Source organism: Burkholderia vietnamiensis LMG 10929, assembly GCF_000959445.1.
GTDB classification, from domain to species: Bacteria; Pseudomonadota; Gammaproteobacteria; order Burkholderiales; family Burkholderiaceae; genus Burkholderia; species Burkholderia vietnamiensis.
The window spans coordinates 2,880,814-2,895,200 of record NZ_CP009631.1; the positions used below are offsets into that span (position 1 = coordinate 2,880,814).

Sequence of the window (14,387 nt, forward strand, 5' to 3'; positions counted from 1 at the left end):
GGATCGCTCCGCCGTTACTTTTTCGAGAAGATCGAGCGTGCCAGGATATTGAGTCCGAGCACACCGAGCGTAATCAGGAACACGCCCGCCCACGCGAGCGATTGCCATTCCGCGAACGGGCTCATCGCGAACTTGTAGATCGTGACGGGCAGGTTGGCCATCGGCTGGCTCATGTCCCACGAGAAGAACTGGTTCGACAGCGCGGTGAACAGCAGCGGCGCGGTTTCGCCGGCGATCCGCGCGACTGCCAGCAGCACGCCGGTCACGATCCCGCCCACCGAGGCGCGCAGCGTGATCTTCATCACCATGCGCCACTTCGGCGTGCCGAGCGCGACCGCTGCTTCGCGCAGCGCGTTCGGCACCAGCTTCAGCATGTTCTCGGTCGTGCGGATCACGATCGGAATCTGCAGCAGCGCGAGCGCGATCACGCCGGCCCAGCCCGAGAAGCGCCCGGACTTCGCGACGACGATCGCATACACGAACAGGCCGATCACGATCGACGGCGCCGACAGCAGGATGTCGTTGATGAAGCGGATCGTGCTCGCGAGCAGGTTCTTCTGGCCGTATTCGGCGAGATAGACGCCCGCGAGGATGCCGATCGGCGTGCCGACCAGCGTACCGAAGCCGCACAGCAGCAGGCTGCCGACGATCGCGTTGGCGAGACCGCCGCCGGTCGTGTTCGGCGCCGGCGTCGATTCGGTGAACAGTTGCAGCGACAGGCCGCCGATACCGAGGTGCACCGTCGTGTACAGAATCCACACGAGCCACAGCAGGCCGAACGCCATCGCGCCGAGCGACGCGGTCAGCGCGATCGCGTTGACCGCCTTGCGCTTGCGCTGCAGGCGGCTGCGCATCGCTTCCAGCACGGCGCCGTCCGGGCCGGGGAAATTCATGATGGGCTGACTCATTTCTTGCCCTCTCCCTTCTCGAGACGAAGCAGCAGCAGTTTGGAGATGGACAGCACGATGAACGTGATCACGAACAGGATCAGCCCGAGTTCCATCAGCGCGGACGTATGCAGGCCCGGTTGCGCTTCCGCGAATTCGTTCGCGAGCGCGGACGTGATGCTGTTGCCCGGCGCGAACAGCGACACGCTGTCGAGCAGGTTCGTGTTGCCGATCACGAAGGTCACGGCCATCGTTTCGCCGAGCGCGCGGCCGAGGCCGAGCATCACGCCGCCGATCACGCCGGTCTTCGTATAGGGCAGCACGACCTTCCACATCACTTCCCAGGTCGTGCAGCCGATCCCGTAGGCCGATTCCTTCAGCAGCACGGGCGTGACTTCGAACACGTCGCGCATCACCGACGCGATGTACGGGATGATCATGATCGCGAGGATCACGCCGGCCGCGAGGATGCCGATCCCGATCGGCGGGCCGGACGTCAGCGGGCCGAGCACCCACACGTCCTTGAACAGGCGGCCGATCGGCTTCTGGAAGTATTCCGCGAAGATCGGCGCGAATATGAGCAGGCCCCACATCCCGTAGACGATCGACGGGATCGCGGCGAGCAGCTCGATCGCGATGCCGAGCGGGCGGCGCAGCCACACGGGCGACAGCTCGGTGAGGAACAGCGCGATGCCGAAGCTGACCGGCACCGCGATGACGAGGGCGATGATCGACGTCACGATCGTGCCGTAGATGGGCACGAGGGCGCCGAACACATCCGAGTTCGGATCCCACTCGGATTGCCACAAAAAGCCGAAGCCGAACTTCTCGATGGTCGGCAGCGACGCAAAGATCAGGGAAACGATGATCCCGCCCAGCAGCAGCAGGGTCACGATCGCGGCAAGCCATGCGAGGCCGCCGAACAGAACGTCTCCGAGGCGGCCGGGCGCGCGTTGCTGCGCGGCATCGGGGGACCGGAAGGACGTGTAGGAAGTGTCAGACATTGGGTGCCTGTTGTGGATCGCCGGGCGCCGTGACGCCCGGCCTTACCGCACGCACTGCCCGGCCGGCACGGCCGGGCAGCGAACCGCTCTGCTGCTTACTCGGTGGCGACCGGCTTGCCCGCTGCGTCCGTCACCTTGGTCTTCCACTGCTTGCGGATTTCCGCTTCGACTGCCGGCGGCAGCGAGATGTAGTCGAGGCTGTCCGCTGCCTTCTCGCCGTTCTTGAACGCCCAGCTGAAGAACTTCAGCGTTTCGGCGCCCTGCTCCGGCTTGTCCTGCTTCGCGTGCAGCAGCACGAACGTCGCGCCGACGACCGGCCATGCTTCCTTGCCCGGCTGGTTCGTCAGGATCTGGTAGAACGACTTCGACCAGTTCGCGCCGGCTGCAGCGGCCTTGAACGTTTCCGTCTTCGGCTCGACCACCGTGCCCGTCGAGTTCTTCAGGGCCGTGTAGATCATGTTGTTCTTCTTCGCGTACGCCCATTCGACGTAGCCGATCGCGCCCGGCAGGCGCTGCACGAACGCCGCGACGCCGTCGTTACCCTTGCCGCCCGTGCCCGTCGGCCAGTTGACCGTCGTGCCTTCGCCGATCTTCGACTTCCACTCGTCGTTGACCTTCGACAGGTAGTTCGTCCAGATGAAGCTCGTGCCCGAGCCGTCGGCGCGGCGCACGACCGCGATGTCCGTATCCGGCAGCTTGACCTTCGGGTTCAGCGCGGCGATCGCCGGGTCGTTCCACTTCTTGATCTTGCCGAGGTAGATGTCGCCGAGCACCGGGCCCGACAGCGTCAGTTCGCCGGCCTTCACGCCCGGCACGTTGACGACCGGCACCACGCCGCCGACCACCGTCGGGAACTGGAACAGGCCGTCCTTCGCGAGGTCTTCATCCTTCAGCGGAGCGTCCGAGCCGGCAAAATCGACCGTCTTCGCGATGATCTGCTTCAGGCCGCCCGACGAGCCGATACCTTGGTAGTTCACCTTCGCGCCGCCCGACTGCTGGTAGTCGGCAGCCCATTTCGTATAGATCGGCATAGCGAACGTGCTGCCTGCGCCCGTGATGTCGGCAGCGTGCGCAGCAACTGCGAAAAGTGCGCCAGCCAGGCCAGCAATCGCGGTTTGCATCAATTTCATGAGACCTCCAGTGTGTGAGCGGATGACTACGGCACCGCGAAGGTTAGGGGCTCCTCATGACGGTAATGTGACAATGAATGAAACTGGCGTGACAGTAACATGACTGCTTGAAAGGTGATATTCGGTGATGCGCGAGCCCGTGTTCGCGCGCGGCGCGCTGGGAAAAGCGGCAAGAATTGCCCGTTGCGCGGAGTGGCCGCGCCCCGTTTCGGGCAGTGTGCGGCGCAGGGCGCGCCGCTTCCCGCATCGCGCACCGCCCGGTGCGCGCTCGTCTTCCGGTTGGGCGCAGAAGACTTCATCGAGTACGAAGGACGCCACCGAGAGCGTCCTCTATTTATTAGCGCAAACCTTTGCGTCTGACGAATTGACGACGCTCACGGTAGCTCGGCCATCGTTCAGCCGGCATGCGCGATCGAATCGTCACGCGTGCCGGCCGCCCGCTTCGCTCAGCTCGTCGCTTCGCGCACGGCGTCCGCGATCGCTTCCGCGTGGCGCGTCGCGTCGGCCGCCTGCTGCGCCTCGACCATCACGCGCAGCACCGGCTCGGTACCCGAGGCGCGGATCAGCACGCGGCCATGGCCCGCCAGTGCGCTCTCGGCCGCGTCGATCGCGGCGCGAATCGATGCGCTGCCCTTCCAGTCGGCGCCCGGCTTCATCCGCACGTTGATCAGCTTCTGCGGGAACAGCGTGACGCCGTCGAGCATCTGCGCGAGCGTGCGGCCGCTGCGCTTGAGCGCGGCCAGCACCAGCAGCGCCGACACGATGCCGTCGCCGGTCGAATGACGGTCGAGCGACAGGATGTGGCCGGAGCCTTCGGCGCCGAGCTGCCAGCCGCGCTCGCGCAGCTGTTCGAGCACATAGCGGTCGCCGACCGCCGCCCGCACGAATTCGACGCCTTCGCGCTGCAGCGCGACCTCGACCGCGAGGTTCGTCATCAGCGTGCCGACCGCGCCCTCGACCTTGCCGGCCGTCGCGATGCGGTCCTTCACGAGCACGTAGAGCAGCTCGTCGCCGTTGAACAGCCGGCCGCTCGAATCGACGACCTGCAGGCGGTCCGCATCGCCGTCGAGCGCGATGCCGAGATCGGCATGGTTCGCGCGCACCGCGCGCACCAGCGCGTCGGGCGCCGTCGCGCCGACGCCGTCGTTGATGTTGAAGCCGTTCGGTGCGACGCCGATCGGGATCACGTCCGCGCCGAGTTCGTGGAACACGTGCGGCGCGATCTGGTAGGCGGCGCCGTGCGCGCAGTCGATCACGAGCTTCAGCCCGCGCAGGTCGTAGGCGGCCGGGAACGTGCTCTTGCAGAACTCGATGTAGCGGCCGGCCGCGTCGTCGAGCCGGCGCGCCTTGCCGAGCCGGTCCGACGATGCGCATTCGAGCGGCTTGTCGAGCCACGCTTCGATCTCGGCCTCGGTTTCGTCGGGCAGCTTGTTGCCGTCGGCCGAGAAGAACTTGATGCCGTTGTCCTGATACGGGTTGTGCGAGGCGCTGATCACGACGCCGGCCGACAGCCGCAGCGCGCGTGTCAGATATGCGACACCCGGCGTCGGCATCGGGCCGGCCAGCATCACGTCGACGCCCGCCGCCGAGAAGCCGGCCTCGAGCGCCGCCTCGAGCATGTAGCCCGACACGCGCGTGTCCTTGCCGATCAGCACCGTCGGTCGCGCGCCCGTCGCGCCGTCCGCGGCGCCGGCCAGCACCTTGCCCGCGGCATAGCCGAGACGCAACACGAAATCGGGCGTGATCGGCGTATCGCCGACCGTCCCGCGAATGCCGTCCGTGCCGAAATATCGACGTCCCATGCGAACCTTCCTCCTTCGTCTTTCCTGAACTCTGACTTATCGTTGCCGCGCGGCTTCGCGCACGGCGTTCCAAACTTTCAATGCATCGACCGTCGCGGCCACGTCGTGCACGCGCACGATCGCGGCGCCGCGTGCGACCGCGCACACGGCCGCCGCCACGCTCGCCGCGACGCGCTCGAGCGGCGGCTTGCCGCCGATCACCGCGCCGAGCATCGACTTGCGCGACATGCCCGCGAGGATCGGATAGGCGCGCCCGTCGGGCCGCAGCGGCGCCGTGTCGGGCAACGCGGCCAGCAGCGCGTAGTTGTCGTCGATCACCGCCTTGCCGAAGCCGAAGCCCGGGTCGACGCAGATCCGCTGCGGCGCGATGCCCGCATCGCGCAGCGCCTGCGCGCGCGCGGCGAGAAAGTCGTGCACGTCGACGACGACGTCGTCGTAGTCCGGCTCGCCCACCTGCATGGTCTGCGGCTCGCCGAGCATGTGCATCGCGCACAACCCGCAGTTGCCGTCGCGCACCGCATCGATCGCGCCCGGCTGTCGGAACCCCCAGATGTCGTTGATCAGGTCGGCGCCGGCCGCGAGCGCCGCGCGCATCACCGCCGGTTTGTACGTGTCGATCGACAGCGGCACGTCGAGCGGGCGCAACGCTTCGACGAGCGGGATCACGCGCGCGAGCTCCTCGTCGAGCGGCACGGGCGGCGCGCCGGGGCGCGTCGATTCGCCGCCGATGTCGATCAGATCGACGCCGTCGGCAACCATCCGCTCGGCCTGGCGCAACGCATCGTCGCGCGCGAGGAAGCGGCCGCCGTCGGAAAACGAATCGGGTGTGGCGTTGAGGATGCCCATCACGAGCGGGCGCTCGAAGGTGAGCGAGAAGCGGCCGCACTGGAGCGGCGCGGGAGCGGATACGCTGACTGCAGATTCGGACACGGGAGGGATGCGTTGATGAATGCAAAACGGGCCGGTGTGAAGCCACACCAGCCCGTGAACGGAGCGACTACGAAGGTCAGGCCGGGGAAGCCGGCGCCGGCGCGTTGCCGGTCTTCACCTCGGCGGTCGTGCCGCCGCCCGACGAGTCGCCGCCGACCGCCGGCGAGCTCTTCGGCGAGCGCGGCGGGCGCCCTTCCATGATGTCGTTGATCTGATCGGCGTCGATCGTTTCCCACTCCATCAGCGCGGCCGTCATTGCCTCGACCTTGTCGCGGTTCTCTTCGAGCAGGCGCCGCGCGAGGTTGTACTGCTCGTCGAGCACGCGGCGGATTTCGCCGTCGACCTTCTGTTGCGTCGCTTCCGAGATCGTGCGCGTGAAGCCGCGCCCGAACGGGCCATTGTCGCTCTCGTCGTCGACGTAGACCATCGGCCCGAGCGCATCGGTCATCCCGAACCGGGCGACCATCGCGCGCGCCGTCTGCGTCGCCTTGTTGAAGTCGTCCGACGCGCCGGTGCTGATCAGGTTCAGGAACAGCTCCTCGGCCACGCGGCCACCGAACAGGATCGCCAGACGGTCGAGCAGATAATCCTTCGAGTACGTTTCGTTGTCATGCTCCGGCAGCTGCCACGTGACGCCCAGCGCGCGACCGCGCGGGATGATCGTGACCTTGTGCACCGGGTCGGCCTTCGGCAGCAGCTTGGCGATGACCGCATGGCCCGACTCGTGATAAGCCGTCGCCCGCTTCGCTTCCTCGCGAATGACGGCCGACTTGCGCTCCGGACCCATGAAGATCTTGTCCTTCGCGTCCTCGAAATCCTGCATTTCGACGATCCGCTTGCCGCGGCGTGCGGCGAACAGCGCCGCTTCGTTGACGAGGTTCGCGAGGTCGGCGCCCGAGAAGCCCGGCGTGCCGCGTGCGATGACGGCTGCGTCGACGTCGTTGGCGATCGGCACCTTGCGCAGGTGCACGCGCATGATCTGCTCGCGGCCGCGGATGTCCGGCAGCCCGACATAGACCTGACGGTCGAAACGGCCCGGGCGCAGCAGCGCCTTGTCGAGCACGTCGGAGCGGTTCGTCGCGGCGATCACGATCACGCCCGAGTTCGCCTCGAAGCCGTCCATCTCGACCAGCATCTGGTTCAACGTCTGCTCGCGTTCGTCGTTGCCGCCGCCCATGCCGGCGCCGCGATGGCGACCGACCGCGTCGATTTCGTCGATGAACACGATGCACGGTGCGTGCTTCTTCGCCTGCTCGAACATGTCGCGCACGCGGGCCGCACCCACGCCGACGAACATTTCGACGAAGTCGGAACCCGAGATGCTGAAGAACGGCACCTTCGCTTCACCGGCGATTGCGCGGGCGAGCAGCGTCTTGCCGGTACCCGGAGGGCCGACCAGCAGCACGCCGCGCGGAATGCGGCCGCCCAGCTTCTGGAATTTCTGCGGGTCGCGCAGGAAGTCGACGAGCTCGGACACCTCTTCCTTCGCTTCGTCGCAGCCTGCGACGTCGGAGAAGTTGACCGCGTTGTTGTTCTCGTCGATCAGCCGCGCGCGCGATTTCCCGAACGAGAATGCGCCGCCTTTGCCGCCTCCCTGCATCTGTCTCATCATGTAGAACCAGAACACGATGATGAGGATCGTCGGCCCGAGGTAATACAGCGCGGACATCAGCGCATTGGGCTCGTCGTCGGCCTTGCCGCTGACCTGCACGCCGTACTTCATCAGATCGCCGACCATCCAGATGTCGCCGGGCGACACGATCTGGTATTTCTGGCCATCAGCCGGAGTGACGGTGAGGTTGCGCCCCTGCACGACGACGTTCTTGACCTTGCCGTTCTTGGCGTCGTCCATGAACTGCGAATAGGACACACCTTCCTGGACGCGGGGCTTGTCGAACTGCTTGAACACTGTAAACAGCACCAGTGCAATCACCAGCCACACTGCTGCCTTCGAAAACATATTGTTGTTCAAAGCACCACTCCTTCACTCGTAGACGAGCGCCTACATTTTCCTTGCGGCGCTCCTCGGTCATTCTAATCCAGTCCGACCACCCCTGCCATAAGCATTGACAAACGCCACGATAGCGCTGCGCTTGTCTGGCAAGGGCCGGAGCCCGTTTGCGGCATCCCGCTCCGCGTCACCGCGGATGCTTGAGCTGCCGACCCAAAATGAACGTTTCGGACGATTTGTCGCGAGACGCCTTGGGTTTGCGTGGTGCGACGACCTTAAACTGCTGTTTGAACTTTTCGACGATCTGGCTGTAGCCGCTGCCGTGGAAACACTTCACGAGCAGCGCGCCCTCCGGCTTCAGGTGATTCTGCGCGAACTCGAGCGCCAGATCGCAGATGTGCTCGATGCGCGCGGCGTCTGCCGACGCCACTCCGGACAGGTTGGGGGCCATGTCGGAAATAACAAGATCCACCGGCCGACCTTCGAGCACGCCTTCGAGCTGATGCAGCACGTCGTCCTCGCGGAAGTCGCCCTGCAGGAAGTGCACGTCGGCGATGGGCTCCATCGGCAGGAGGTCGAGCGCGATGATCGTGCCGTCGATGCCGCCTTCGCGCTGCGCGTCGCGCTGCTTGCCCTGCGCGAGCTTGTTGCGCGCGTACTGGCTCCAGCTGCCGGGCGCGGCGCCGAGATCGACGATCACCTGACCCGGACGGATCAGCTTGTCCTGCTCGTCGATTTCCTTGAGCTTGTACGCCGCGCGCGCGCGATAGCCCTCCCGCTGCGCCATTTTGACGTACGGGTCGTTGATGTGATCGTGCAGCCAGTGCTGGTTAAAGCGGTTTTTTGCCATTCGAGAGAGTGATTGCTGCTATTTGCTTCGTGAAGCCGGGCTTTTGGCGGATAATACGCGTCTTATTCGCGCGGCTGCGGCCCCTTTCGGGGCCCAAGCCGCGATTTTACGTGGTTTCGGCGCGCGGCTGACGCGGTAACTTACCGCGTTCGCATCTGATGCAGCGCGCCCTTATTTAGATTTCGACATTTCCATGCCCGCCCTTTCGCTTTCCCCCGCCGAGCGCTCCGCGCTGCGCTCCCAGGCCCATGCGCTCAAGCCCGTCGTGCTGATCGGCGCCGAGGGGCTCACCGACGCCGTGCTGAAGGAAATCAAGGTCCACCTTGCCGCCCACCAGCTGATCAAGATCCGCGTGTTCGGCGACGAGCGCGACGAGCGCGTCGCGATTTACGACGAGATCTGCGATCGCCTGAACGCGGCGCCGATCCAGCACATCGGCAAGCTGCTGGTGATCTGGAAGCCCGAGGCGCCCGTGGCCGCCCCGTCCCGCCGCCGCGCCGGCGCGCTGCCGAGCGCAGCCGAAGCCGCCGAGGATCGCAAAGGCCGTGCGCCGCGCACCGTGAAGGTCGTCAAGGTGTCGCCGAACGCGAGCCCCGTGCGTCGCCCGAAGCCGGTCAAGGTCCTCGTGCGCGGCAACGAGCGCGTGACCGCGGGCGGCACCGTGAAGCGTGCGAAAAAGCGTCAGGCCAGCACGAAGCGGCCGCACCAGGGCAAGTAACACCGGCGCGCGGCACGGGGTGTCCCGTGTCGTGCCGGCCGTTTGGTCATTTGGTCGCTTACGCGTCCCGCGCCGGCAAACGCCAGATCAGCATCAGCCCCAGCACGCTCTCGACCAGATAGAACAGGCTCGAGACGCCGTGCAGCATCCCGAAGCGGCTCGCGTACGGCGAGTTCGCGATATCGGTGCCCGCATCCATCGCGGCCACCCGCAGCGCATTCATGAACGGCTGCAGCGCAAAATAGCCGATCAGCACGCACGCGATCATCGCGGCGACGATCCAGCGCACGCGCCGATAATCGCCGCTGCCGCGCCGCACCTGCTGGTTCGACAGCGCGAGCAGCAACACGCCGCACACGACACCGAGAATCGCCTCGATACGAAACAGCTGGGCGGCGACCGAACCGGCCGTCATCCGCTCCAGCGTCCTGAACAGCACGGGTGCGACCGCATACCCGATCGTCAGCAGGCTGCCGACCCATACGGCCGACAGCAAACGGAACACGCGATGCGGCATCACGTTGCCCCGCTTCAGATGTAACTGACCGAGATGATCTCGTATTCGCGCACGCCGCCCGGCGCCTGCACGGCCGCGACGTCGCCTTCGCTCTTGCCGATCAGCGCACGTGCGATCGGCGAGCTGACCGAAATCAGGCCGTGATCGATGTCGGCTTCGTCGTCGCCGACGATCTGGTACTTGACGGTGTCGCCCGACTCGAGATCCTCGAGTTCGACGGTCGACGCAAACACCACGCGGCCTTCGGCGTCGAGCACGGTGGGATCGATGACCTGCGCGGCGGACAGCTTCGATTCGATTTCCGCGATGCGGCCCTCGATGAAGCCCTGCTTTTCCTTCGCGGCGTCGTATTCGGCGTTTTCGGACAGATCGCCCTGTGCGCGGGCCTCGGCGATCGCGTTGATCACGGCCGGCCGCTCGACGGACTTGAGGCGCTGCAATTCATCGCGCAGTTGCTCTGCGCCACGCTTTGTCAACGGAATGGTGCTCATAAACGGGTCAATCGCTAAAAACGGCTATAAAAAAAATCACCGCGATTAAGCGCGTTTCCGGCGAACCGGAAACACCGCTTAACCGCGGCACGTGTTGCTTCGACAGGTAACTGAACGCTTAGTTTAGGCGAGCGTGAAGACCTTGTAAATCATAGACTTCCAGATCCTTCAGGTAGCGCAGGCCTTCCACCGCCGCGCGCGCGCCCGACATCGTCGTGTAGTACGTGACCTTGTGCGCCTGCGCGCTCATGCGGATCGAGCGCGAATCGGCGATCGCCTGACGCGTCTCGTCGACCGTCGTGAAGACGAGTGCGATCTCGCCGTTCTTGATCATGTCGACGATGTGCGGACGACCGTCCTTCACCTTGTTCACGACCTTCACCGGCACGCCGGCCGCTTCGATCGCGGCGGCCGTGCCCTTGGTCGCGACGATCGGGTAGCCGAGGTCGTGCAGCATGCGCGCGACTTCGACGGCCTTCGGCTTGTCCGCATCCATCACGGTCAGCAGCACGGTGCCCGACTCCGGCAGGCGCGAGCCGGCCGCGAGCTGCGACTTGAACAGCGCCTCGCCGAACGTGCGGCCGACGCCCATCACTTCACCGGTCGAACGCATTTCCGGCCCGAGGACCGGGTCGACGGTCGGGAACTTGACGAACGGGAACACCGCTTCCTTCACGCTGAAGTACGGCGGCTCGACTTCCTTCGTCACGCCCTGCTGCGCGAGCTTCTGGCCGACCATCGCGCGCGCCGCGATCTTCGCGAGCGGCAGGCTGGTCGCCTTCGACACGTACGGCACCGTGCGCGACGCGCGCGGGTTCACTTCGAGCACGTAGATGACGTCCTGCTTCGAACCGTCCGCCTGCGGCACCTGCTGGATCGCGAACTGCACGTTCATCAGGCCGACCACGTTCAGCGCCTTGGCCATCGCGCCGGTCTGGCGCTTAAGCTCGGCCACGGTTTCCTTCGACAGCGAGTACGGCGGCAGCGAGCATGCCGAGTCGCCCGAGTGGACGCCCGCCTGCTCGATGTGCTCCATCACGCCGCCGATGAACACCGCTTCGCCGTCGCAGATGCAGTCGACGTCGCATTCGATCGCGTCGTTCAGGAAGCGGTCGAGCAGCACCGGCGAATCGTTCGACACCTTCACGGCCTCGCGCATGTAGCGCTCGAGGTCGCGCGGCTCGTGCACGATTTCCATCGCGCGGCCGCCCAGCACGTACGACGGGCGCACGACCAGCGGATAGCCGATTTCGGCCGCCAGCGCGAGCGCCTCTTCTTCGGCGCGGGCCGTGCGGTTCGGCGGCTGGCGCAGGCCGAGGTCCTGCAGCAGCTTCTGGAAGCGCTCGCGGTCTTCGGCCGCGTCGATCATGTCCGGCGACGTGCCGACGATCGGCACGCCGTGCGCCTCGAGGTCGAGCGCGAGCTTCAGCGGCGTCTGGCCGCCGTACTGCACGATCACGCCGACCGGCTTTTCCTTGTCGACGATCTCGAGCACGTCTTCGAGCGTCAGCGGCTCGAAGTACAGGCGGTCGGACGTGTCGTAGTCGGTCGACACCGTTTCCGGGTTGCAGTTGACCATGATCGTTTCGTAACCGTCCTCGCGCATCGCGAGCGCCGCGTGCACGCAGCAGTAGTCGAACTCGATGCCCTGGCCGATCCGGTTCGGGCCGCCGCCCAGCACCATGATCTTCTTGTTGGTGGTCGGCTGCGCCTCGCACTCTTCCTCGTAGGTCGAGTACATGTAGGCCGTCTTGGTCGCGAACTCGGCCGCGCAGGTGTCGACGCGCTTGTAGACTGGGCGCACGTTCAGCTCCACGCGGCGGCGGCGCACGTCTTCCGGCGTCGCGCCGAGCAGCTTCGCGAGGCGGCGGTCCGAGAAGCCGCTCTGCTTCAGGAAGCGCAGCTCGTCGAACGTCAGCGACGCGAGCGTGCGGCCCGACAGCGCCTTCTCCTTCAGGATGATCTGCTCGATCTGCGCGAGGAACCACGGATCGATCGACGTCTCAGCGAAGATCTCTTCGGCCGTCATGCCGATGCGGAACGCGTCGCCGACGTACCAGATCCGGTCCGGACCCGGCTCGTGGATCTGGATTGCGATCTCGTCGCGGTCGGTCGACTTCTCGTCGAGCCCGTCGACGCCGACTTCGAGGCCGCGCAGCGCCTTCTGGAACGACTCCTGGAAGGTGCGGCCGATCGCCATCACTTCGCCAACCGACTTCATCTGCGTGGTCAGGCGCGAATCGGCCTCACGGAACTTCTCGAACGCGAAACGCGGGATCTTCGTGACGACGTAGTCGATCGTCGGCTCGAACGACGCCGGCGTCTGGCCGCCGGTGATTTCGTTCTTCAGCTCGTCGAGCGTGTAGCCGACCGCCAGCTTCGCCGCGACCTTCGCGATCGGGAAGCCGGTCGCCTTCGACGCGAGCGCCGACGAACGCGACACGCGCGGGTTCATCTCGATGACGACCATGCGGCCGTCCTTCGGGTTGATCGAGAACTGCACGTTCGAGCCGCCCGTATCGACGCCGATCTCGCGCAGCACCGCGAGCGATGCGTTACGCAGGATCTGGTATTCCTTGTCGGTCAGCGTCTGCGCCGGCGCGACCGTGATCGAGTCGCCGGTATGCACGCCCATCGGGTCGAGGTTTTCGATCGAGCACACGATGATGCAGTTGTCGGCGCGGTCGCGCACGACTTCCATCTCGTATTCCTTCCAGCCGAGCAGCGACTCTTCGATCAGCAGCTCGCGCGTCGGCGACAGGTCGAGGCCGCGCTTGCAGATCTCCTCGAATTCCTCGCGGTTGTACGCGATGCCGCCGCCCGAGCCGCCGAGCGTGAACGACGGACGGATCACGACCGGGTAGCCGCTGCCGCCCGTCTCCGCCATGATCTCGGCGTGCACCTTCGTCGCTTCTTCCATCGAGTGCGCGATGCCCGACTTCGCGGAACCGAGCCCGATCTTGGTCATCGCTTCCTTGAACTTCTGGCGGTCTTCGGCCTTGTCGATCGCCTCCGGCGACGCGCCGATCAGCTCGACGCCGAACTTCTCGAGCACGCCGTGGTGATGCAGGTCCAGCGCGCAGTTCAGCGCGGTCTGGCCGCCCATCGTCGGCAGGATCGCGTCGGGGCGCTCCTTCTCGATGATGCGGGCGACGACTTCCCACGTGATCGGCTCGATGTACGTGACGTCGGCCGTGTTCGGGTCGGTCATGATCGTCGCCGGGTTGCTGTTGACGAGAACGACCTTGTAGCCCTCCTCACGCAGCGCCTTGCATGCCTGTGCGCCCGAGTAGTCGAACTCGCACGCCTGGCCGATGATGATCGGGCCGGCGCCGATGATGAGGATGCTTTTGATGTCTGTGCGTTTTGGCATGGCTTGTGAATTCAGTAAGTAATCTTTGTCGTGGGTCGGCGGGCCGCGCTCAGCTCATGGTGGCAAGCGCGAGCTTGACCGAGAAACCGATGAACAGGCCGCCCACGCTGCTCGCCGCGCCGGCCGCGAGCTTGCGGCGACGGCGGAAATGCTCGGCGAGCCGTGCGCCCGCGAAGATCAGCGTGCTCAGGTACAGGAAGCTCGCGCTTTGCGCGATCGCCCCGAGCACGACGAACGACAGCGCGGGATGCGGGAATGCCGGGTCGACGAACTGGATGAAGAACGAGATGAAGAACAGGATCGCCTTCGGGTTCAGCAGGCTCACGACCAGCGCCTTGCGAAACGGCGTGTCGAACGAGCGCTCGCCGGCGGGCGGCTGCGGCGCGTCGGCCGTGTCGGCCGCGCCCGCACGCAGCTTGCGCCACGCGCTGCGCAGCATCCCGGCGCCGATGTACAGCAGATACGCGGCGCCGCCGTACTTGACGACCGAGAACAGCAGCGGGTTCGCCTTCAGCAGCGACGCGACGCCGGCGGCCGACAGCACCATCAGGACCGTGTCGCCGACGAACACGCCGCAGGCCGCGCGATAGCCGGCCTTCACGCCGCGCTGCGCGGCGAGCGACAGCACGTACATCGAGTTCGGCCCCGGCAGCAGGATGATGAACACCACGCCGAACACGTAGGTCCAGATATCGGTGATGCCGAGTGCGTGGCCGAACATGATGCGACTCTCC

Annotated in this window: 12 protein-coding genes; 1 reads left to right on the forward strand and 11 read right to left on the reverse strand. The window is 65.9% G+C overall.

Annotated features, from left to right (window positions below; genetic code table 11):
* Nucleotides 1-14: 14 nt before the first annotated feature.
* The 7 genes from pstA to AK36_RS22980 all read right to left on the reverse strand — a co-directional run bounded on the left by pstA (nucleotide 15) and on the right by AK36_RS22980 (nucleotide 8,554).
* Nucleotides 15-908 (reverse strand): phosphate ABC transporter permease PstA, encoded by an 894-nt coding sequence (pstA, locus tag AK36_RS22950; protein ID WP_045579267.1) that lies wholly within the window; start codon nucleotides 906-908, stop codon nucleotides 15-17.
* Complete coding sequence (gene pstC / locus AK36_RS22955) at nucleotides 905-1,891, reverse strand: phosphate ABC transporter permease PstC (protein ID WP_011884284.1); 987 nt, start codon at nucleotides 1,889-1,891, stop codon at nucleotides 905-907. The genes pstA and pstC overlap by 4 nt, the downstream gene beginning before the upstream one ends.
* Before the next feature lie 95 nt (nucleotides 1,892-1,986).
* Nucleotides 1,987-3,021 (reverse strand): phosphate ABC transporter substrate-binding protein PstS, encoded by a 1,035-nt coding sequence (pstS, locus tag AK36_RS22960; RefSeq protein WP_014722815.1) that lies wholly within the window; start codon nucleotides 3,019-3,021, stop codon nucleotides 1,987-1,989.
* A 446-nt stretch (nucleotides 3,022-3,467) separates the two neighbouring features.
* Nucleotides 3,468-4,823 carry a phosphoglucosamine mutase gene (gene glmM, locus AK36_RS22965; RefSeq protein ID WP_011884282.1) on the reverse strand — a complete coding sequence of 452 codons (1,356 nt, stop codon included), beginning with the start codon at nucleotides 4,821-4,823 and terminating at the stop codon, nucleotides 3,468-3,470.
* A 36-nt stretch (nucleotides 4,824-4,859) separates the two neighbouring features.
* Nucleotides 4,860-5,753, reverse strand: coding sequence for a dihydropteroate synthase (folP, locus tag AK36_RS22970; RefSeq protein ID WP_014722814.1), 894 nt, complete (start codon nucleotides 5,751-5,753; stop codon nucleotides 4,860-4,862).
* 76 nt (nucleotides 5,754-5,829) lie between these two features.
* Nucleotides 5,830-7,725: an ATP-dependent zinc metalloprotease FtsH gene (ftsH, locus tag AK36_RS22975; RefSeq protein ID WP_011884280.1), complete on the reverse strand. Its 1,896-nt coding sequence runs from the start codon at nucleotides 7,723-7,725 to the stop codon at nucleotides 5,830-5,832.
* Nucleotides 7,726-7,891: 166 nt separating this feature from the next.
* Complete coding sequence (locus AK36_RS22980; protein WP_011884279.1) at nucleotides 7,892-8,554, reverse strand: RlmE family RNA methyltransferase; 663 nt, start codon at nucleotides 8,552-8,554, stop codon at nucleotides 7,892-7,894.
* 193 nt (nucleotides 8,555-8,747) lie between these two features.
* Between AK36_RS22980 and AK36_RS22985 the strand changes: the two genes are divergently transcribed.
* Nucleotides 8,748-9,272, forward strand: coding sequence for a YhbY family RNA-binding protein (locus tag AK36_RS22985; protein WP_011884278.1), 525 nt, complete (start codon nucleotides 8,748-8,750; stop codon nucleotides 9,270-9,272).
* Between the two features lie 58 nt (nucleotides 9,273-9,330).
* Here AK36_RS22985 and AK36_RS22990 read toward each other — a convergent pair whose 3' ends face one another.
* The 4 genes from AK36_RS22990 to leuE all read right to left on the reverse strand — a co-directional run bounded on the left by AK36_RS22990 (nucleotide 9,331) and on the right by leuE (nucleotide 14,374).
* Complete coding sequence (locus tag AK36_RS22990) at nucleotides 9,331-9,789, reverse strand: DUF4149 domain-containing protein (protein WP_011884277.1); 459 nt, start codon at nucleotides 9,787-9,789, stop codon at nucleotides 9,331-9,333.
* A 14-nt stretch (nucleotides 9,790-9,803) separates the two neighbouring features.
* Nucleotides 9,804-10,280, reverse strand: coding sequence for a transcription elongation factor GreA (greA, locus tag AK36_RS22995; protein WP_011884276.1), 477 nt, complete (start codon nucleotides 10,278-10,280; stop codon nucleotides 9,804-9,806).
* A gap of 118 nt (nucleotides 10,281-10,398) precedes the next feature.
* A complete protein-coding gene (gene carB / locus AK36_RS23000; protein ID WP_011884275.1) occupies nucleotides 10,399-13,653 on the reverse strand; it encodes a carbamoyl-phosphate synthase large subunit in 3,255 nt (1,084 codons plus the stop codon).
* 49 nt (nucleotides 13,654-13,702) lie between these two features.
* Nucleotides 13,703-14,374, reverse strand: a complete 672-nt coding sequence (gene leuE / locus AK36_RS23005) for a leucine efflux protein LeuE (protein WP_045579268.1) — start codon at nucleotides 14,372-14,374, stop codon at nucleotides 13,703-13,705.
* Nucleotides 14,375-14,387 lie beyond the last annotated feature (13 nt).